This window comes from Brevibacillus sp. HD3.3A (assembly GCF_013284375.2).
In the GTDB taxonomy this organism is placed as follows: Bacteria; Bacillota; Bacilli; order Brevibacillales; family Brevibacillaceae; genus Brevibacillus; species Brevibacillus parabrevis.
Map to the genome: position 1 here is coordinate 5,565,979 of NZ_CP085874.1, position 19,836 is coordinate 5,585,814.

Annotated in this window: 19 protein-coding genes and 1 riboswitch; all 19 genes read right to left on the reverse strand. The window is 48.6% G+C overall.

From position 1 onward, the window contains the following. Positions 1–23 precede the first annotated feature (23 nt). Positions 24–1,895 (reverse strand): motility associated factor glycosyltransferase family protein, encoded by a 1,872-nt coding sequence (locus tag HP435_RS26055; protein ID WP_173599006.1) that lies wholly within the window; start codon positions 1,893–1,895, stop codon positions 24–26. Beyond that, complete coding sequence (locus HP435_RS26060) at positions 1,882–2,487, reverse strand: DUF8042 domain-containing protein (protein ID WP_173599007.1); 606 nt, start codon at positions 2,485–2,487, stop codon at positions 1,882–1,884. The genes HP435_RS26055 and HP435_RS26060 overlap by 14 nt, the downstream gene beginning before the upstream one ends. A 133-nt stretch (positions 2,488–2,620) precedes the next feature. Then, positions 2,621–3,442, reverse strand: coding sequence for a flagellin N-terminal helical domain-containing protein (locus HP435_RS26065; RefSeq protein ID WP_173599008.1), 822 nt, complete (start codon positions 3,440–3,442; stop codon positions 2,621–2,623). 175 nt (positions 3,443–3,617) lie between these two features. Beyond that, complete coding sequence (gene csrA / locus HP435_RS26070) at positions 3,618–3,866, reverse strand: carbon storage regulator CsrA (RefSeq protein WP_173599009.1); 249 nt, start codon at positions 3,864–3,866, stop codon at positions 3,618–3,620. Between the two features lie 11 nt (positions 3,867–3,877). After that, a complete protein-coding gene (fliW, locus tag HP435_RS26075; RefSeq protein ID WP_173599010.1) occupies positions 3,878–4,294 on the reverse strand; it encodes a flagellar assembly protein FliW in 417 nt (138 codons plus the stop codon). A 13-nt stretch (positions 4,295–4,307) separates the two neighbouring features. After that, positions 4,308–4,886: a DUF6470 family protein gene (locus tag HP435_RS26080; RefSeq protein ID WP_063230728.1), complete on the reverse strand. Its 579-nt coding sequence runs from the start codon at positions 4,884–4,886 to the stop codon at positions 4,308–4,310. 22 nt (positions 4,887–4,908) lie between these two features. Then, a complete protein-coding gene (gene flgL / locus HP435_RS26085) occupies positions 4,909–5,811 on the reverse strand; it encodes a flagellar hook-associated protein FlgL (RefSeq protein WP_063230727.1) in 903 nt (300 codons plus the stop codon). Positions 5,812–5,828: 17 nt separating this feature from the next. After that, positions 5,829–7,316, reverse strand: a complete 1,488-nt coding sequence (gene flgK / locus HP435_RS26090; RefSeq protein WP_173599011.1) for a flagellar hook-associated protein FlgK — start codon at positions 7,314–7,316, stop codon at positions 5,829–5,831. A 12-nt stretch (positions 7,317–7,328) separates the two neighbouring features. After that, on the reverse strand, positions 7,329–7,820 hold the full coding sequence (locus HP435_RS26095; RefSeq protein WP_063230725.1) for a flagellar protein FlgN: 492 nt from the start codon (positions 7,818–7,820) through the stop codon (positions 7,329–7,331). 36 nt (positions 7,821–7,856) lie between these two features. Beyond that, on the reverse strand, positions 7,857–8,132 hold the full coding sequence (gene flgM, locus HP435_RS26100; protein WP_063230724.1) for a flagellar biosynthesis anti-sigma factor FlgM: 276 nt from the start codon (positions 8,130–8,132) through the stop codon (positions 7,857–7,859). Positions 8,133–8,264: 132 nt separating this feature from the next. Then, complete coding sequence (locus HP435_RS26105) at positions 8,265–8,696, reverse strand: TIGR03826 family flagellar region protein (protein WP_122962640.1); 432 nt, start codon at positions 8,694–8,696, stop codon at positions 8,265–8,267. A gap of 85 nt (positions 8,697–8,781) precedes the next feature. Further along, complete coding sequence (locus HP435_RS26110) at positions 8,782–9,639, reverse strand: ComF family protein (RefSeq protein ID WP_173599012.1); 858 nt, start codon at positions 9,637–9,639, stop codon at positions 8,782–8,784. Then, complete coding sequence (locus tag HP435_RS26115) at positions 9,636–11,669, reverse strand: ATP-dependent helicase ComFA (RefSeq protein WP_173599013.1); 2,034 nt, start codon at positions 11,667–11,669, stop codon at positions 9,636–9,638. Before HP435_RS26115 ends, HP435_RS26110 begins: the two co-directional genes overlap by 4 nt. Positions 11,670–11,900: 231 nt before the next feature. After that, positions 11,901–12,278 carry a glycosyltransferase gene (locus HP435_RS26120; RefSeq protein WP_229049761.1) on the reverse strand — a complete coding sequence of 126 codons (378 nt, stop codon included), beginning with the start codon at positions 12,276–12,278 and terminating at the stop codon, positions 11,901–11,903. A gap of 67 nt (positions 12,279–12,345) precedes the next feature. After that, the gene (locus HP435_RS26125) at positions 12,346–13,053 is read right to left on the reverse strand and encodes a response regulator (RefSeq protein ID WP_063230720.1); all 708 of its coding nucleotides are present in this window, start codon (positions 13,051–13,053) and stop codon (positions 12,346–12,348) included. 35 nt (positions 13,054–13,088) lie between these two features. Beyond that, the gene (locus HP435_RS26130; RefSeq protein WP_122962636.1) at positions 13,089–14,231 is read right to left on the reverse strand and encodes a sensor histidine kinase; all 1,143 of its coding nucleotides are present in this window, start codon (positions 14,229–14,231) and stop codon (positions 13,089–13,091) included. Then, positions 14,228–15,244, reverse strand: a complete 1,017-nt coding sequence (locus HP435_RS26135) for a polysaccharide deacetylase family protein (protein ID WP_122962635.1) — start codon at positions 15,242–15,244, stop codon at positions 14,228–14,230. Before HP435_RS26135 ends, HP435_RS26130 begins: the two co-directional genes overlap by 4 nt. A 143-nt stretch (positions 15,245–15,387) precedes the next feature. Further along, entirely contained in the window at positions 15,388–16,599 is a 1,212-nt protein-coding gene (gene metK, locus HP435_RS26140; protein WP_122962634.1) for a methionine adenosyltransferase, read from the reverse strand. A 132-nt stretch (positions 16,600–16,731) separates the two neighbouring features. Further along, positions 16,732–16,832, reverse strand: a riboswitch (SAM riboswitch). Between the two features lie 178 nt (positions 16,833–17,010). After that, a complete protein-coding gene (locus tag HP435_RS26145; RefSeq protein ID WP_173599014.1) occupies positions 17,011–19,581 on the reverse strand; it encodes a S8 family peptidase in 2,571 nt (856 codons plus the stop codon). Between the last annotated feature and the right edge of the window lie 255 nt (positions 19,582–19,836).

The following is a 19,836-nucleotide window of genomic DNA, read 5'->3' on the forward strand; positions in this document are numbered from 1 at the left end:
TATCTTCTCCCGCTTCTGCTCTTCTATCTAGCATGAGTTGAAGGCGCTATTTGATCATGCATAGTTCGCAGTAAAGGTACCACTACCTGTATATCGTCGTTGCAACAATCCAGATAGCTTTGAAACTCTTTCATGACTCGATTTGCCTTCATAGTCGTGTTCGTTTCAAAACGCACCTCTCCAAACATTCTCATGAGCAGTTCAAATTTAATTCCATTCATAGGTTGAATAAACAATCTGTAAAATTTATTTGATTGCAAGCGATCAAATGCCTTGTCAAATTTAATATAGCATTTTTCCAGTTGCTTAAAGTTCATTCTTTTCACAGATTGTTCCATTTCACTTAAAATATCCTGAAATGTTTTGAATATCTTCTGTAAATCTTCAATGCTCGTAGAGATGTCATCCATTCTTTTATGCATTAATTCATAATCATACTCTTCCCATTCCGGTTTTAACCACTCATCCGTAACGATCCGAGCTTCCGTAAGTTTCTCCTTCATGACTTGCTCTAATGGAATATAGCGGGCCCCTTCGATGTTTGCTCCATGCTTGGTAGTATTAATAACTTCAACATTGTAAAGCGATTGGAGAGCTTCTTCCATTTCGCTCTTCATTGTTTTCCAGCCCGGATTCGTCAGAACGTCATTACCTTCAACATCCTTGATTTTAATCGAACTCTTCAACTGGCTGTCAGTGATTTCTCCTACATAGTCGATCCCTGATGCATAGCCTCTTACCTTGCCATAAGCGAAGTTTTGGCCAACCATCACAATTGGGTTGAAGCCTAATTTGTATAAAACCTCCAGCGTTACAGTTGAAATGGTTTTATGTCCTTGTACCATCTCATTAGCAATGCCATCTCTTCTCGATAAATAGTAAGGGGTTATTGGATCCCTAGAAACCAAAAAATGTAGCATCTGACCTGGATAATCCTGAATAGTCTCGAAACCTACGGTGCTGCCATACACTAAGGGAATACCCTGAATCTTCTCGTCAATAATCTTAGAGAAGACTTGTTTATTCTCACGACTACCATCATAGGTAAATGCTGCATCAGGGTATATTTCGTGCTTTAATAATGAATTAATGGCGGAGCCTACAGAGAATACATATGCTAGTCCATTCTCTTTGATCTGGCGAATATTTTCAATTTCGTCATCCAATGAAGGGCCAGCTGCCACAAGAATCGCCGGTTTTCCGCCAAAAATTTGCTCTTTGTTTTTAATATGCAAAATATTTGCAGTTTCGCTTACCTTTGGCAAGTTTATGATACTATTGACGGTCATAAGTTTAGAAAAATCAAGCGAAGCTTGAATCGTCATTTTTTGAAGAAATACCGTATCAAGGAATTGAGCCGTAAATAACTTTACTTCCTCAGAAAACACCCGTTCATAACTCGGAAGTACAATAATTAGCACTTCTTTATCTACAGACCTAACAAAATGAGTCAGGTTTGACTTGTTCTCATTTGGATCGTTTACTACATAGACGGTTTCTAGAAATTTTGTATCAATATTTTCGAATGATTTTACAGACAAATATTGATTGAAAATCTCCACTTTCGGCTCATATATGCTAAAAGACACATCAGGAAATTTTTTCACAAACGCTTCAACATGGTAGCCCAGCCCTACACCGTAGAAAAACACATGTTTGTTTGCGCCTATTCCCGTTTGATTCTCGATAATCCTTTCCGCTTCTGCTACGGGATCGTATTTACTGTGAAGATATCCCCATCCAGACTCGTTGCTCACCTTTAAAGTTGGAAGACCACTTTTAGCGCTCTCAATTCGCACCTTATCGTGATACAGTTGCTCTCCGCTTTCCTTAACAGTCTCCCAAGCCTTCGGGAATCGCTTCTTTATTCGCGTAATATTTTCAATTGAGATCATTTGTTGTTACCTCTTTGTTTACAAAATCATGGAGATGCTCTGCTATCTTCTCAAATCGTGGAATCACTTCATATTGCATAATATCAGCCAGCAATACATTGTCCTGTTGCTCCAGCGCTTCCTCAAACTGCTCCATTTCTCTGTCAAAGATAAACAGGGAATGGTCTACTACTGCCCCTTCCTGAAAGCCAGCTTCATCACTAAAAAAGGAGCCCGTTTGGCTTAACCATTGAATCCCTTCTACCAATTGGCCAAATCGTCCCCATAGTTCAGTAGATAGTCCTGTATACATGTCGTTGCTCAGCTTTTCAATCTCAGGCATCGCTCGAACTACATACTCATGAATAGAATTTATAATATCATTTTTGAGCATTTCTTTTGTAAACAGGTGAACGGTTATGGCATGAATACTATTGAAATTAGCAAACAGATACTCTTCAATATTGTCGTAAATATCTGTACCGTCAACAGTTACATGGTTAAAAATCAGGTTGCTCTCCGTTTTAATTGCTTCGATTTGATTTAACAAAGAGGCAATTCCTTGCTTTGAATTCTCAAATTGAAATGTATTGTCACCAATGATAACTTGCATAATCCAGATCCTCCTGTTAAAAACGTCTACTTAATTTATCGGCTAATTTTCCCTTTACAATTACCGGATAAATTTGGATAAAAAAAACATGGACTTCTGTCGAAACAGAAATCCATGCCTGTTTAAGAGAAAATTAACGGAGCAATTGGAGAACACCTTGTGGCAATTGGTTAGCCTGAGCCAACATTGCTTGAGAAGCTTGGCTCAAGATGTTGTTTTTAGTGAACTGCATTTGCTCTTTCGCCATATCAACATCGCGGATACGGGATTCAGCAGCAGTCAGGTTCTCAGAAGTGATGTTCAGGTTGTTGATAGTGTTTTCCAAACGGTTTTGGTTTGCACCCAGGTAAGAACGAGCTTTGGATACCAGGTTGATTACATCGTCAATGCTACCCAGAACTGTAGATGCACCAGTAGCACTACCAAGGCTCCAAGCGGCTACTGCTGAGTAAACAACACCGATAGAGAATTTGCTGCTATCCAAAGTCAATTTTTGTGCAGCTTCTTGACCGATTTGGATGTTTACGGATGCAGTGCTGCCATCCAGCAATTTGATTCCGTTGAATTTGGTGTTGTCTTTGATGTTGTTGATTTCGCTAGTCAGCTCAGTCAACTCTTCTTGCAGACGAGCACGGTCATTTGTGTCATCGTAAGTTCCGTTTGCAGATTGAGTTGCCAATTCTTTAATACGAACCAGCATGTTGTTTACAGTTTGCAGTGCACCCTCAGCAGTTTGGATCAGGGAGATACCATCTTGAGAGTTGCGGGAAGCTTGTTCCATACCACGGATTTGTGCGCGCATACGCTCGGAAATAGAGAGACCAGCAGCGTCGTCAGCAGCACGGTTGATGCGGTAGCCGGAAGACAGCTTCTCAACGTTTTTCGCCAGGTTTGCACCGTTAACACCCAGTTGGCGATGAGTATTTTGAGCGGACATATTGTGTTGGATAATCATGTAAAGTTCCTCCTTGAATTGTCGACAGTCACGTCCCTGTGACTGCTACATATATTTGAGACGAACCACAATCGCGCGCTTGTGACTTTGTCCCTACACTAGTATTATCGGCTCCCAGGATTTAAGTGTTTAGTATTTTTTCTGCTTTTTTCTCCAAAAAACAAAAAAAGATGGTCTAGTGACCATCCTCCGATTCAACGTTCAGTTTAAGTAATTGCTTTAATGCCTTCCAATCTCCCTGACGCTGGGTCGCCAAACGATTTTCTTCCTGAATCGCATCAAAAATCTCTTTTCGATACACATCCAAATTTCGCGGTGCCTCGATGCCGATTCGCACCTGATCTCCCTCTACGGAGATAATTTTAATTTCAATGGTGTCTCCTATCATGATCGATTCCTTTTTCTTGCGTGAAAGGACCAGCATGTCAACACCACCTACTTTCGATCGACAGCAGGTTGTTTGAACAACGGCTGGCGAATGGAGTATGTATCATCCTGCAAGATAATCTGTCTGGCCATCCGATTGGACAGATTGACTACGATAGGAGCCTTCAAGTTTACTGTGATCTGATCATTTCCACGAATCGTGACGATCGAGAATATCACCATTTGCGATTGGTCTTCCACCCGCAGCGCCTCTTTTGCTACAACGGGCAATTCAAACTTATACTCTTGGAAAAAGGAGAACGGGTCAATGACCCAAAAGCCTACATCCTTTTCTTCAATTGACTGAATCAAAAAAAAGGGACTCTCTTCTTCCTGCATCAACTGAAAAAACTGCAAATGGGAGAATCCCGGGATGCCATCCTCAAAAAATAGGTTGCCCAATTCTGCTTGCTGGCTTGTGCTCATGATTTCCCCCCGCTCACATCATTTGATCCAGTTGACTACCTACTACATCAATTTTCAAGCTATTGTATTGTATCATATACGGCTCCACTTTGCCGGGCACATATGACAATTCTGGCGCGCGAGTCTCGGGATTTATGCTCATCCCATTTCGCTGTACTTGAATTTGGACAGGCTTTAACTGAATGCTAATTTCTACTCCTTCATCCAAAGAAGTTGACGGAGGGGTATAGCCTCCCTCCAGAACTCGCAGCCCTTTTTCTCTTCCAAGCGCGGCAATGACATTTTCTTTCGTATAAATTCTCATTAGCCGATCGCCTTCCTGACTCTTTTCAGCTATGGCTTGGAGAGCTTTTTGCTTGCCATAAGCTGCTAAACTGTCGGTAAATTGCACCGAAGTCATAATTCCAATATTCTCTCTAGCTTGACTGGAATCGATCTGTAAGACCGTACGTGCCTGTTCTATATTTAAAGTAGCGGGTACTTGCTTCAAGTTCAGTTCCGCTTGCGGCTGTTTAATTTCTTGAACTGGCTTTTTGATGTTAAGACCTAGTTGAGCAAAAGTGCTTTGCATCTGAAGTTGCGGGATTTGCATTTGGCTCCCTCCCTTCTATTGTCTACCGCAAGAAGTCCAGCAGCGTTGGCTGAATAATCCGTGCACCTGATCCTAGGGCAGCGGAATGCACGCTTTCCTGTGTTTTCAGATCAGTCATAACTTTGGCCATATCAGCATCTTCGTTCTTTGACATCAATCCGGTAATGCTTACTTCTTGTGAATTAAGGCGTTCTGCGATCAGCTCAACCCTATTCACATTTGCTCCCAGTGAAGCACGTTCTGCCAGCAACTTATCGTATTGCTCGCTCATTGCTGTCTGATATTGCGTAGCAGTGTTCCCGCTTTTCAACTCAGTAATAATATTGTTTAAAACAGTGAACATGTTGTTAGCATTGTCTGGGTAGTTAAAAATGTTTTGTGCGTTAATATTAGAGGTCACAAACACATTTTGGCTTACTTCCAAATTGATAGGAGAGTTATTTGTGCTTACAAAGTCCCCTGCCCCTGCTTTAGCTGTTGCATCATAAGGAGGCTTATTCGTGTCCGTTCCCCCAAAAATATACTTCCCGTTAATTTGTTGGTTCGCAAGGGTTCCCATATGCTTCTTTAACTCTTCTACTTCTGAAGCCATTGCCCGCAAGTCATCAGGAGAGACTGCCCCATCTCCCGAGTAAACCAGCAATTCCTTCACCCGTTTCATGATGTTGCCCATCTCGTCCATAGTGGTATCCGTCATATCCATCCAGGACTTCGCTTCATCCACGTTCCGCTTATACTGATCATTCTCCATCAATGAGGAACGATAAAACATCCCGCGTGCTGCCACTACCGGGTCATCGGATGGTTTGGCAATTTTGCTCCCCGACGACAGCTGTTGCTGTAGCTTGTCCATGCTGCGCATGGAATTATGCAGATTCCGCAGCATATTGCTATTCAACATGTTCTGCGTTACACGTACCGCCATGATCTAATTCCTCCTAACTAGAGGCCGACTCGGCCCATGCCATTGATGACTTTGTCCAAAATTTCGTCCATGCTTGTCATGACACGCGCAGATGCGCTGTACGCATGCTGGTATTTCACCATTTCAGCCATTTCATCGTCGATGGATACTCCTGATACGGATTGCCGCTGGCTGTCTACAGTTCCGACCAGCATTTCCGAGTTCAACTGATTACGGGTAGCTTCTTGTGAATCCACACCCAATTGGCTGATCGTATAACGATAGTAGTTATCGAGGGTTGAGCTTTCAGCCAGATCGTTTGGACCTGTTCCGGCAGCCAGGACCTTGAACTTGATCGAAGCAATTGCCAGCGCGTTTTCGTTGTTGCCAACCGGTGTAGAGACTGCTTCCGGTTTTGCCGCAGCGATTGCATCCAAACTTTTCATAATCTCCGGATTAATGACTAGAGTCGAAGCACCTTTTGGATAGTCTTTCGTCGCAGGATCGGCAGCCAAAGAATTAGCATCTAAGAAGAAGGGCATGTCTTGTGCTGTACCGTTGTTGATGTCGTTTAAACTTCGGCCAGCTCGATGCAAATCGTTAATTTCTTTGGTCAAATTCACTGCCAATACATCAAGACGTTTTAACATATTAGGAACGATTTGATCACGGGACTGAAGAGTACCTGCCATGTAACCGGATGTCGGAACGAAAGCTGCTCCCCCCAGCGTAAGGTCGCTCAAACCTGTAGCGACATTCTGCTGGGTAGCCACTGGTTGGGCAGCAATGCCGTTAACAAATTCGCGTCCTTCAATCGTTACGTTCACCATACCTGCAGTGGTTTGCGTCACTCGGATATCTACCAGCTTAGAGAGCTTATCCAAGAGAACATCACGTTGATCATACAAATCGTTTGGCTGGTAGCCATGCGGCACGATATTGGAAATCTGATTGTTCAAGCTGGCTATTTGCTGTCCCAAAGAGTTGATTTCCATCGCCTTCACATTCACTACATTGTCTAGATCAAGTTGCACTTCTTTGATATGGTTCGTCAATGTGTTAAATGTATCTGCGACCGCCTTGCTCCGTTCGCGAACAACAGCGCGCGCTGATGTATCTGTCGGATCTTTAGCCAAGTCCTGCCAAGCTTGCCACATCTGGTCCATGACTTTTTGCAGCCCAGTATCAGAAGGTTCGTTCATTATCCCTTCCAGCTTTTCAAGCGTTTCCAAGCGGCCGTCCCAATACCCCTGCCGCTTATGCTCATTTCGGTATTGGATATCCAGAAACTCTTCTCTCAGCCGCTGAATACTGTCTGCTTGCACACCCGTACCAAGCAAACCTGGCTCGATATTTGCCTGCATTCCCACATAAGGCAACCCGGTAGTAGCCTGCATGTTGACCCGCTGACGGCTGTATCCTTCCGTATTCGCATTCGCAATGTTATGCCCCGTCGTATTCAGCGCAGACTGCTGTGCGAACAGGCCGCGTTTGCTTACTTCAATTCCGTGAAAAGTCGAGCGCATGTCAGCACCTCTTTACGCTTTTTTATTGAAAAAAGTTCGGCTCGCCTGACGGTAGGTGTCCGTGCTCGGATTGCCGTAAATGAAGTCGTCCTCCGGCGTGTCCGTGATCAGGTCGAGTGTCATGTTTACAAAAGAAAGGGATTGCTCCAGCAACTGCTGATTCAGCTCGTTTGCCTCACGCAGTTCGGCGACAATCCGGACAAGCTCGTCTCGATAGGATGCAAGCCGCGTCTTCTCTTCCGCACTGGTCGTCAACTTGATCAATTCAGCCAGTGTGCCTTCCTGAAGCGCAAAGCCTTTCTTTTCGGTCAGTTCTTGCACCAAGGTTTGGCGGGCTGCTTCAGCAGCAGTGACGCCCTTGATCAGCTTTTGTTCCTGGCGGGTAATCGCCACCAGCTCATCGACATCTCCTTTTACCAGCACGTCTTTTTTGTGTGCGGCCAAAGTGTACAAGGCTTTGTGCAACCGGATCAAGTTGTCGAGCAGATCGTAGAGTCTATCCATGTTCGCGCTTCTCCTCGTCTTCCCTAGAGAACTGGTTTATAGCTTTTTCCAAAAGGACAGGAGCTTCTCTGCAATTCGCTCGCTGGAGACACGATACGTGCCTTCCTCCACTTGCTTCTTCAATTGCTCCACCTTTTCACGACGCTGTGGCGCGTTCGTGTCTTCCACCTGGCGCTGCATTTCCAACGCTTCCGTAGAAATGTTTACTTCATCCTTGCCCATCGGGATTTTCCCACTTTTGCCTACCTGGTTGTTGCTCGTCTTGTTGTAGGCGTTGATCATCCCGACACGGTTCGGTTCATTAATCCGCATCTGATTACCATCCTCTCAATCCACCGGACATTTTCATGGGAACACGTCCCTTTATCAAAAGAAAAACCGATGATACCTCTTAGTAGTATCATCGGCAATTTCCTGATTGACGATTAGTTTTTTTGCGCAAAACTATTCGTCAGTATTCTTCCTTCTTCGATAAGCGGCTGCTTCCGCCTGACGTGCGCGAGCATCTTCTGCAAGGCGCCGATCCACTTCAAGCTGCTGCGAAATCTCGTGTTTCAAGTCTTTCATGCACGAGTCGCACATGTTTCCGGTACGGATCAAAATTCCACAAATTTCGCATGGGTAACCAAGTTCCGGGTTGCCTTCTACAGAAATGCGCCCTTCCTTGATAAACTTCGTAATTTGCTTCACGCTCACACCAGTAGCTTCGCTCACCTGATGAATATTAGCTCCGCGATTCTCGCGCTTGCGCAGAAACCGGGCGCATTTTTCATATTCCTGCTCCACTTGTTGATAGCATTTGGGGCAAATGTCACGGACTGTTTGTACAAATAAAGCATCACACCGCGAGCAGTTTGCCAGTTTGCCCAGAGACATAGAAACAACCCCTTCAACATCCAGAAAGTTCATTTGGTTCGCAACTGCTGATTGCTTCCATGATAACGTAATTTTACCAAACTGGCTATCTGTATATTGTCAAGGAATAAATTTCACAAACTGTTCCCAAGTGTGCTCGCAAAGTGCTGGCACAAGAACGAAGAGTCGAGCCTGTCGTATATATATCGTCGATCAGAAGAACCCGCAGAGGAGTGCCGGACATTACAGGACTATTCGCCCCGCCCTTGACCTTGACTCGCGCGACCCCGCCAGAGCAAGCAGAGGATAGGTCTGCAAGCACAGCCCCTTGCGCCCACGCAAAAGCATCTCTCATGCTCTCCTCACGATGCACGCGCCCGCCTTGCTTGCTCAGCTTCTCTGTCGCTTTCGTTCGCTCCAGCAACGTTTTGACCGGAACTCCTATGGCGTGTCCCAAAGCTTTGGCAAGCAACTCCACCTGATTGAAGCCTCTTTCCCGAAGCCTTGTTGGATGAAGCGGAACAGTCGTGATGCAAGTAAAACGCGGAGGCGTATGGTAGCGGTAAATCGCGATGGTTAAAAGCGCACTGAAAAAACTAGCCAATCGCTCATCCCCACGGTATTTGAACAGGCTGACCAGACTTTTTCCTTTCTCGTCATATTGGAGCAGGCTGCGGTTGTTAGACAACGGCACGCTCGCTCGATCTACGCAATCGCGGCACAATCCATCGCGACAAATGACCTCGCCGCACATGTCTCGCCCGCACTGACGACAAATCTGCTCTCCGATGAACGGCAGGGCTTCCAAGCAGCCTGCACACACCTGGAGCTTTTGCAGCAAACGATATACGACCGGGTAAGTGGCGGCTGAACTGGAAAGAGATCGTGCACGTTTGCGGACAATCCCTTCTCTTTGCAGGGCATTCAAATGTCCGCCACAAGCCACACATGACTGGATTGTCACGCATTATCCCCCCCAGCTTCCGCAAGCTTTTTCGCCAATTGGTTCATTCGGCTGATTTGCCTGACTGCCAGCTTCGTGGTCGCAGCGCGCTCAGCCTGCAAAAAAAGCACAGAGCCTGCCGTGTCATCGAACGATCTGCCCACGCGCCCCGCAATTTGCACCAGAGAGGCTTCATCGAAGACGGGCGCCTCCGCTCCTACGACAAGCACATCGCTCTTCGGAATGGTGACCCCGCGTTCCAGAATCGTGGTTGTCACCATGAGCGTGTAGCGTCTGTTGCGAAAAGCGAGCACCTTTTCCTCGCGCAACGGGTCGGAAGCGTGAACGCCCGCCATCTGTTCCGACCGATCCGGCATCGCCTTTTGCAAATAGGCAAGCACCACGTCCACGTCATCAATGCGGGGAACGAAGACGAAAACTTGCCGCTCGGCATCCAGTGAACGCTTGACTGCATTCGTCATCTGCGGCACTGCTCGCTTCGTCCGAACGCGCTTGTGCAACCCTTTGATCGTGAGAATCTCAGGCACAGGCAATGGCTTGCCGTGGTAGCGACCGGGTAAAAGCACATGAGTGGCTGAAGCAAGCGGCAATGCCGCGGAACTTGCTGATTTTGAACGATCGTTTGAAACGAGCCGTTTTTGCAAATAGAGCGGGGGAGTCGCGCTCAAATAGAGCAGCTTGCCCGTCTCGTGTGCTGCTCTCGCCAGCGCCCGATAAAGCACAGGATTGTTGTGATAAGGAAAAGCATCGGCCTCGTCAAGTACAACCAGCAGGAAGCGGCGATGATAGCGCATGACTTGATGGGTCGTTGCAATCGTGATATCGCTCTCTTCCCATTTCTCGGCACTGGCGCCATGGACAGCAATTACACGCGCTTCGGGAAACACTCGCTGAATACGCGGAGCCAGCTCCAGCACTACGTCTTTTCGCGGAGTAGCGATCAATACACGCCCTCCCGACGAAAGTGCCTCAGCGACAGAAGGAAAGAGCAGCTCGGTTTTCCCAGCCCCGCACACTGCCCAAATCAAAAACTCCGACCGCCCCGGATGTGAGCCCGCTACGAACCGCCGAGCGCGTTCGGCAGCTCTCGCCTGATCTTGCGAGTAGCGCCCTGTCCACTCCAGCCTGGCTGGCTGCCCCATTCCTTTTTCTCTCCCAATGTCGGCTGAGGCACTTGACGCAATCAACATATACGGCGTGCAGCACTTGCTCCTGCCCATTCCCAGGCATATCGTACAGTAGGCGCAGCCTTGCTCACACGAATGGCAGTATATCAGCTGCAACGCTCTGTCCTCGCTGCCGCATCGCTCACAGAAAAGCACCAGTCGCTTGCGCCGCCAATTGCTGACGACTCCCATGCGCACTCCTGGAAGCCACTGCACTTTGCCAGCGAGGACTCCTTCATGCAGCACAGCTGCCAAATCGCCAACTTCTACCCCTCGCTTGCACAAAAGCGTCTCGATCTCTTCCCAGAGAAGCGCTCGTCCATCCAGCAGTTTGCCGAGAACGCTTGCGCTCGCTCCATCCGCTGTGAGCGAAGTTCTTCGAAGCAATGAATGGCGCGAGAAAATCTTGTACCCTCCTGCTGATTCAGCATCCTTTTGACAAGCATGCACTTCGCATCTGAACTCTACAACCTTCCATGCAAACCAGTCTTTTGGCGGCTGCCTCATGCAAGCGAACGCACTGGGCCAGAAAACTTGATTGTCATCCCGCTCCCTGTCGGTCACTTCCCGCCCATACAGCACACTCGCCTCCCGAACCTTCCCCACAGCCAAATGCCGCAGCTCAGCGACCACTCCATCCGTCAGCTTTTGCCGCTCTGCCAGCCGCTTGCGTATGTATTCGTTTATTTGCTCCCGCAAGGAAAAGGCCAAAGCGAGCGATGACGTCTTGCCGATGACGTGCAGAATGCAGCTCTCTCGCTCCTGCCAAAAAGATTGGTCGACAGCAAAGCTCGGTGTCACGTACGTCTGAACCGACGACACTGCTTCTGTGCCCGATTTGATGTACAGCAAAAACTCGCGCATGTGCCTTCCCCCGCTCTCCACCTGTCCTCTTACCATCAGTTTGCAAAAAGACAAGACGGGTCAGCAAATCTTTTTCACGAGCAAAAACGCAGCATCACCGTCTCGCTGACCGCAAGCAGCCCCATCGACTGTCAGGAAAAGGACCGAGACATTTTTCACACAAACACAAAAAAAGACTGCCGATGTCCTCGACAGTCCTTTTCGTTCATCCATATGCCTGAAAACAAAACATCAGGCTCCTTCTTGCTTGTTCCGCAGATCAACTACAATAGCTCCCACCAGCTCGGCTTGGCTGTCAGCTACAGGCACCCCACAGCAGTACGGCTCGCGAGTCAAAATCGATAGCATCCGGGATGTATCATCGGTAGATCCTTCATCTATCAAAGTAATCCGGACAGGCTTGCCACTCCATTCGGAGCGAAACAGCAAACTTCTGACCGCCCGCTCCAGCACCTGCTCCGAATTGTGCACCAACAAGCGGTAATGCTCGTGCGAAAGCTCTGTCACGCTGTCCATTCGACTGGCCCATCGATCAGCGATCATCACCAGCAATGAGGAGAAGCCAAATGCCGCCAGTAGCCATACAACCAGTTCTTCCATCACGGTCATACCCCCTCCTATACAAAGGTATGCCGAACAGCTTGAACAGGGTGCCAACTGGACGCTCATACGGATTCTACAGTTTTACCCATCCGTTTTTGATCGAGATGACAACCGCTTGCGTGCGGTCTTGAACGTTCAGCTTTTGCAAAATGCTGCTGACGTGATTTTTCACAGTTTTCTCACTGATGAACAAAAATTCTCCGATCGCCCTGTTGCTCTTTCCTTCAGCCATCAGTTGAAGCACTTCCCGCTCGCGGCGAGTCAGGGACTCGATCACTTTTGGATCGATCGTTTGCGAATCATCCACGGAGAAGCTTCGCTCTGTGCTGCCTTCATGCTCGCTGAGACGACGGAACTCCTCGATCAGCTTGCCCGTTACCTTCGGATGGATGTAAGCGCCGCCGCTTGCTACGACGCGCACGGCATCCACCAGATCGCTGGTGCCCATTTCTTTGAGCAAATAGCCCGATGCACCGGAACGCAACGTGCGGTAAACGTATCCTTCATCATCGTGAATAGAAAGCATGATCACTCGCGTAGAGGGACTCACAGAAATTACATTTTCCGCAGCAGAGACGCCATTGATGTTTGGCATATTGATATCCATCAACAAAACATCCGGCTTGTGCTCTTCGGCGAGCAAAGCAGCCTCTCCGCCGTCCGCTCCTTCTCCGACGACCTTGAAGTCATCTTCCATTTCCAAAATGCGCTTGACTCCTTCACGGAACAATTGGTGGTCGTCCACAATCACGATGCGGAGCTCTTGCTGTCTTTTATCCATGTTTCATCCCCCTGTGTACATAATTCTGTATCGGTTCATATTTTTAACGGTATTTGGAAAATAACCTTTGTTCCCTCACCCGGAGCTGATTGCAGGTCCACATTGCCTTCCAGCAGCTGCACACGCTCGCGCATTCCCAACAGTCCAAAGGAATTTCCGTTTGCCATGCGCTTCTCCAGATCGAATCCAACGCCATCGTCTTTGACGACGAGACTCAGCGACTCCTGAAGAAACTCAAGCTTCACTTGTACCGAAGAAGCTCCTGCATGCTTCTCCACGTTGTTCAGGCACTCCTGAACAAGCCGGAAGATTGCAGCCTTGACGGAACTGCGCAGCGGTGGCTCCACACCAAATACTACCAGATCAATCGAAGCCCGGATACGTTCTTCGCACGTCTGAATGTATTTTTGCAAAGTGGGAACCAAGCCGAGGTCGTCCAAAGCCATCGGACGAAGGTCAAAAATGATCCGTCTTACATCAGCCAAACTTAACCGAACCATTTCTTTCAGCTCGTGAAGCTCCATTTGCGCTTCCAGAATACGTTCGTTTTTCAACATGCGCTCGACGATTTCGGAGCGCAAGACGACGTTTGCCATCGATTGAGCCGGACCGTCGTGAATCTCGCGCGCGACACGTTTGCGCTCTTCTTCCTGCGCCTGAATGATCTTCAACCCCATCAGTTGATGCTGCTTGGCCGATTCCAGCGCTTCCCCGATCTTGCTCAGGTCGCCAGTCAGGTAGCCAAGCACCACGCCCATCTGGGATACAAGCTTCTCGGCGCGTACAATCGTTTCTTCCAATGTACGCAATTGCCGCTCCAGATCATTGCGCCGGCGCTTCAAGTTGTTTTCCCGCTCGCGATAGATGGAAAGCTCCACCTGGATGCGGCTTGCCTCTTCATAGGCGATACGGATGTCATCCTCCGTGTACATGTGAAAGTTGCGGCTGACCTGCACAAGCCTGTTGCGCGACTTTCGATAGGCCAATTCCAACGCATCGACCTTTTGGATTACTTTGGAAATTTCTTGCCTCAGCTCATGCAAATCAAACTTTAGCGAGTTGCCTTGTTGTCTTGCATCTTCGGCTATATCAAAAATTTGCGTTTTACTTGTTTCTACTGTTTCAATGGTTCTCTTGATCACCCCATCCAGCACGCTGATGTCGATCGCTTTGTTCATGATTGCTCTCCTTCGAACTCTTTTTTCGCTTTCGTGAACAGCTGTTGGAGTTTGACCTCATCTACGTCTCGCAGACCCACATCATTGCGTGGGATGGCAAAAGGATCTACCCCTCGTTTGGCGAAACCGGGCGTAGAAGTAAACACATACTCATACCCTGCTTGTCGGGCTGTTTCCAAAACGATCGGATTCGTGTAGCCAAAAGGCAGTGAAATCGCCTTAATGTCCTTGCTCATCCAACCGTGCAAACCTGCGCGAGACATACTGAAATCAACATAGAGCCGATCCCTGTATTCCTTTTCATTTTCTAATCGCTTTACATCCTGCAAGTAGACGGGAGCAGTCTCTGGTCCCATCTCTCCCCATTCATTCCGCGCTTCCTCTTCATGCAGGCTGTAGGTATGAGAACCAATATCAGCCAAGCCAGAGTGAAGCATTTCCATGACTTGTTGACGCGTGAGTGGCGTCGTCATGTTCTCCCGTTTTCGTTCGGCTACATCTCGCAAGCGTCCTGCAATCACGAAGTTCACTGACGGGTAGCCGTATGTACGCAATATCGGAAAAGCCTTCGTATAATAACTTTCGTAGCCATCATCAAACGTAATCAGGACAGCATTTTCTGTCGGCAAGCTCCCGGTATCGACAAAGCGCAAAAACTCATCCAGCGTAATGGGATGCAGGTCATTTTCGTGCAAAAATGCCATATGTTCTGCGAATTGTTCGGGCGCAATCACGTAACGTTGGCCTGCAGCATCTGTCACATGATGATACGTCAGGACGACGACTTGATTGTTATACCACTTTTGCGGCTTTACCGTTGCTTTTTCGTTTCGCGTGACGTTTGGCTCAGCGTTTTCCGTCTCGCTTATGCTTATAGACGTATCGACTTGGGGAAAAGGTTGCACTTTTTGCGCATTCTTTTTTGACTGGTACAAATCACCAAGCCCCAATATCGTCACAACCAACAGTAAACAACTGATAAACACTGTCAGGAAGAGCCTTTTGTTCGGCAAAGAAACCCCTCCTTCACTTCCTCACTAGGAGATTCGACACAGTCCTACATTTTCCCTTTGATCAGGATTCACCAATAATTGGAAATTTCTTCCCATAACAAAAAGAGCCCAGTAGCTTTTACCAGGCTCTTTCTTTGCCGTGCTTATTTTGCCAGTTGAGCAGCCTCTTGCTTCAGGACTTCTGCTTTGTCTGTTTGCTCCCAAGGAACATTCAGGTCATTGCGTCCGAAGTGGCCGTAAGCCGCTGTTTGTTTGTAGATAGGACGACGCAGGTCGAGCTGTTTGATGATACCAGCTGGACGCAGGTCGAAATGTTTGCGAACGAGTTTCACGAGATCTTCTTCGGAAACAGTTCCTGTACCAAAAGTATCAACTGCGATGGATACTGGTTGTGCTACACCAATCGCATACGCTACTTGTACTTCGCACTTGTCAGCCAAGCCAGCTGCCACGATGTTTTTCGCAACATAGCGAGCAGCATAAGCACCGGAGCGGTCTACTTTTGTCGGATCTTTACCGGAGAACGCGCCGCCGCCGTGACGAGCGTATCCGCCGTAAGTGTCTACGATGATTTTGCGGCCAGTCAAGCCAGCATCCCCTTGTGGTCCGCCGATAACGAAACGGCCAGTTGGGTTGATGAAGTATTTGGTTTCAGCATCCAGAAGTTCAGCTGGAACTACTGGTTTGATTACATGCTCAACCAGGTCTTGTTTGATTTGCTCCAAAGTTGTTTCAGGAGCGTGTTGAGTAGAGATAACGATCGTGTCGATGCGAACAGGCTTGTCTCCATCGTACTCAACCGTTACTTGTGTTTTACCGTCAGGACGCAGGTAAGCGAGTGTGCCGTTTTTGCGAACTTCGGTCAAACGACGAGCCAGTTGGTGGGACATGCTGATCGGCAATGGCATCAACTCAGGTGTTTCGTTGCAAGCAAAGCCGAACATCAGACCTTGGTCACCTGCACCAATCGCTTCGATCTCAGCGTCAGTCATTTTGCCTTCGCGCGCTTCCAGTGCTTGGTCTACACCCAGTGCAATGTCAGCGGATTGCTCGCCGATTGCTGTGATAACACCGCAAGTGTCAGCGTCAAAGCCGAACTTAGCGCGATCATAGCCGATTTCACGAATGGTTTCGCGAACCAGCTTTTGAATGTCTACATAAGTGTTGGTTGTGATCTCACCCGCTACGAGAACCAGACCTGTCGTTACAGAAGTTTCGCACGCTACGCGAGCGTTTGGATCTTTGGACAGGATGGCGTCCAGGATAGAGTCGGAAATTTGGTCACAAATTTTATCCGGATGTCCTTCGGTTACAGACTCAGATGTGAACAGACGACGACCTTTTTGCAAAGCCATGAGAAAATACCTCCTTTGACCTCATACAAATAGTTTGGTAGCCGAGTCAGGATTTTATCGACGTAAACGCAAATAAAAAACCTTTTCCATCTTTCGGAGGAAAAGGTTTGAGCGCTTTTAGCTTCCTTCATCCTCTTATCGGCCAGAACAGATTTCCGTCCTGCTGGTTAGCACCGCTCTAGTCGGTTGCCGGGCTTCATAGGGCCAGTCCCTCCGCCTGCTCTGGATAAGAGTATCCATTACGGATTATAGAATAATTGTTTTTCGGGGTGGTGTCAATAGACTTTTCCCACAACTCCGGTTCGAAGCAGGCCAGCCTGTACAAAACGTTGATGAAATCGCCTGCGGGAAGCGAGCGATGATGACTGTAGCGCATGGACAGCGCCTTTTGCACAAGCTGGTCAAGCCTCTTTATACTTGGTACGATTTGGCGATCAATACAACAACCTCGGCCCGCGTAGCGGTTCCCTGAGGCTTGAAGGTCTTGCCATATCCGTTCAGCCACTTTTTTTGCGTCAACGCCTCGATCGCCGGCGATGCCCAATAGTTGACCGGAACATCGCGATAAGAGGACACGCTGCGGCTATTCACAGCTACCCCTTTCGCCCTGGCGATCATGGAGGCCATCTCGGCCCGCGTTACCGCCTGATCAGGCTTGAGTTGACTGTTTGGATACCCCTTCAAGACTCCGAGCTGATAAGCTACCCCAAGGGTGTTGTACGCCCAGTGCTTTTTTGGCAAATCGGAAAAGACGTCCTTGCCCGTGTACATACTGGCTACTTTCGAGCCGGTGACACGCATCGTCGAAACGAGCATGGTCGCAAATTGGGCGCGGGTCACTGCCTGATCCGGCTTGAATGTTGCGTCGTCGAAGCCTTTGATGATGCCTTTGTCGCTGAGCTTGGCGATTTGCGCACGCGCCCAGTGGTTAGAAATATCCCGATAGCCGGAAATGAGCGGCTGCGGGCTGAGCGTCAATTTGTAGGAATCGTACTTGAAAGGCACGATGCTGCTCATGCGCACGAAATACTTCCCTTTAGGCAGCCGTATGCCGAAAATTTCACTGCCTTGGTCTGACCGCTCTGCCACTTCGGTTGTCGAAGCAAGCGCCACGTTCATGTTTTTCTCATTGTAAAGGGCAATGTGAAACCCGCTTGCTACCGGGATGAACGGAGCGCGAACTGTGACGTACGATTCCGCATCCAATGTAAATTGAAACCAGTCTGAATCTGTCGACGCCGGAATGGTTCCTGACATGACTCCTCCACTGGCAAGCGGAGCAGCTTTGCTATACGTATTATTCGGCTCGTTCCCATCTTTTTTCAACGGGGTAAAGGCGAGATCGAGGCGATATTCGCCGTTCATTGCATTTTGCTGATACTCGCTGACGCGAATGTAGTATTTTCCTGGCGAGACGTCCTTGCTTGCACGTTCGGAAGGATTATCCCTGTCGCTGTTATCGTATACCGGGTCCCAGACCGTATTTTTTCCCGGCTCTTGCTTTCCGATGGCAAGTACCAAGTCCACCCGCTTGTTATCAGGTGTGACCGTCACGTCCATATGCCCGTACTCGCGGACATAGTAGGAGAACCAATCCTGATCCCCTTCCTCATGGAAATTGCCCGTCACGCTGATCTGGTTGCCCACCAGCGGCCTTGCCGTAGCCATCGTATTGTTCGGTTCATTCCGATCTGGGTTGATGGTGAATTTGCTCGTCAGCACATAAGTAAACGCATTAACTCCACCGTTTCTCACCAGCTTGATGTTCATTCGCCCAGCTTTTGCAGGAACCGTTATCGTATCCCCGTTCCCGATATAGTAAGTGACCGGCTGACGATTTGCCGGATAAAAAGTCGCTGACATGGCTGACGATACGCCTGAGTTGATCGATGCGGTGAGACTTACTTTTCCATCGTAAGGAACGTCCATCTTGAACCAGTCAACCGTATCGTTTGGCCCCAGATTGCCGCGGACTTGCGCTTCGATCGGAAACGCCTTGGCTCTCTCCAAAACGTTGTTCGGCTCCAAAAAGTCGCTGGACAGCGCACTGCGCACTGCCTTGTTTACGTCCAGAAGACCGTAGCCCGCTTGCCGATCCCAGCCGCCTTCGCCAATATCTGTCGCCGTCTGATAAAGCATCTGCCTGACGTCGAGGGCAGACAGCTTGGGATGACGAGCCAGAATGAGAGCAGCTGCGCCTGCTACCTGAGGCGCCGCTACAGATGTTCCGGAAACCGAACCGTATTTGCCGCCGAGCTTGGTTGTATACACATTAAGCCCCGGTGCCACCAGATTCATCTCCGGCCCTGTATTCGACTGGTAAAGGACCTGGTTTCTTCCGTTTATCGCCCCCACCGCAATTACGGTCGGGTACGCTGCCGGATACGCGACACGGCTTGCCTCATTTCCGCTCGCCGCCACCAGAACCGCTCCGTTTCGTTCCGCGCGGTCGACCGCATTTTTCATAGCCCGGGAGTAAGCCATGCTGCTAAAAGACATCAAAATGACCTTTGCCCCCCGATCGAGGGCGGCGTTGATTCCTTTGGCGATCATGTCAACATCCGTAGTAGATGCGTTTTTGTTCAAGACTTTGACGGGCAAAATTTTGGCGTTCCAGACCACCCCGGCTACGCCGATCCCGTTGTTCCCTTTTGCCCCGAGGACCCCGATGACTTCTGTTCCATGCCCATTGTCATCCTGCGCACTTTTCCCCGGATTGACCAGGTTAACACCAGGGAGCAAATTCCCCTTCAAATCAGGGTGATTGTAATCGGCCCCTGTATCGAGTACAGCAATCGTGATCGCCTGATTGCTGTTCACCACTGACCATGCCTTGTCCGCTTTGATTTGACTCAGGTGCGTCTGGTTGCTCAGGTAGCTGTCATTGGAGGCAGGAGCAGCAGCGAGTGCCTGCCTGGCTTCCAAAGGAGCGACGGTGAGCAGCAGCGCCAGTGCGACGGTCACTTGAATTGATTTTTTCATAAAAAACAGTCCTTCCCTCTCTCCCTGCAAATCATGCAGCAAGAAAACCTCTGTCGAAGCCGTTTCCGTCATAAGGCCGCGCTTTAGCGGAAGGTTTTCTTAACGTATGAATACCCGCAAACTTTTGCAATCAATCCCAATACGTTCAAAAAGGTATTCGAGTATGATATTCCTCGTCCTAGCATAGCGGATAAAAAGGGCGAATTGCAACCCTAATTCCCCAATATTTGGAACGTTTTGGCAGTAGAAAAACCC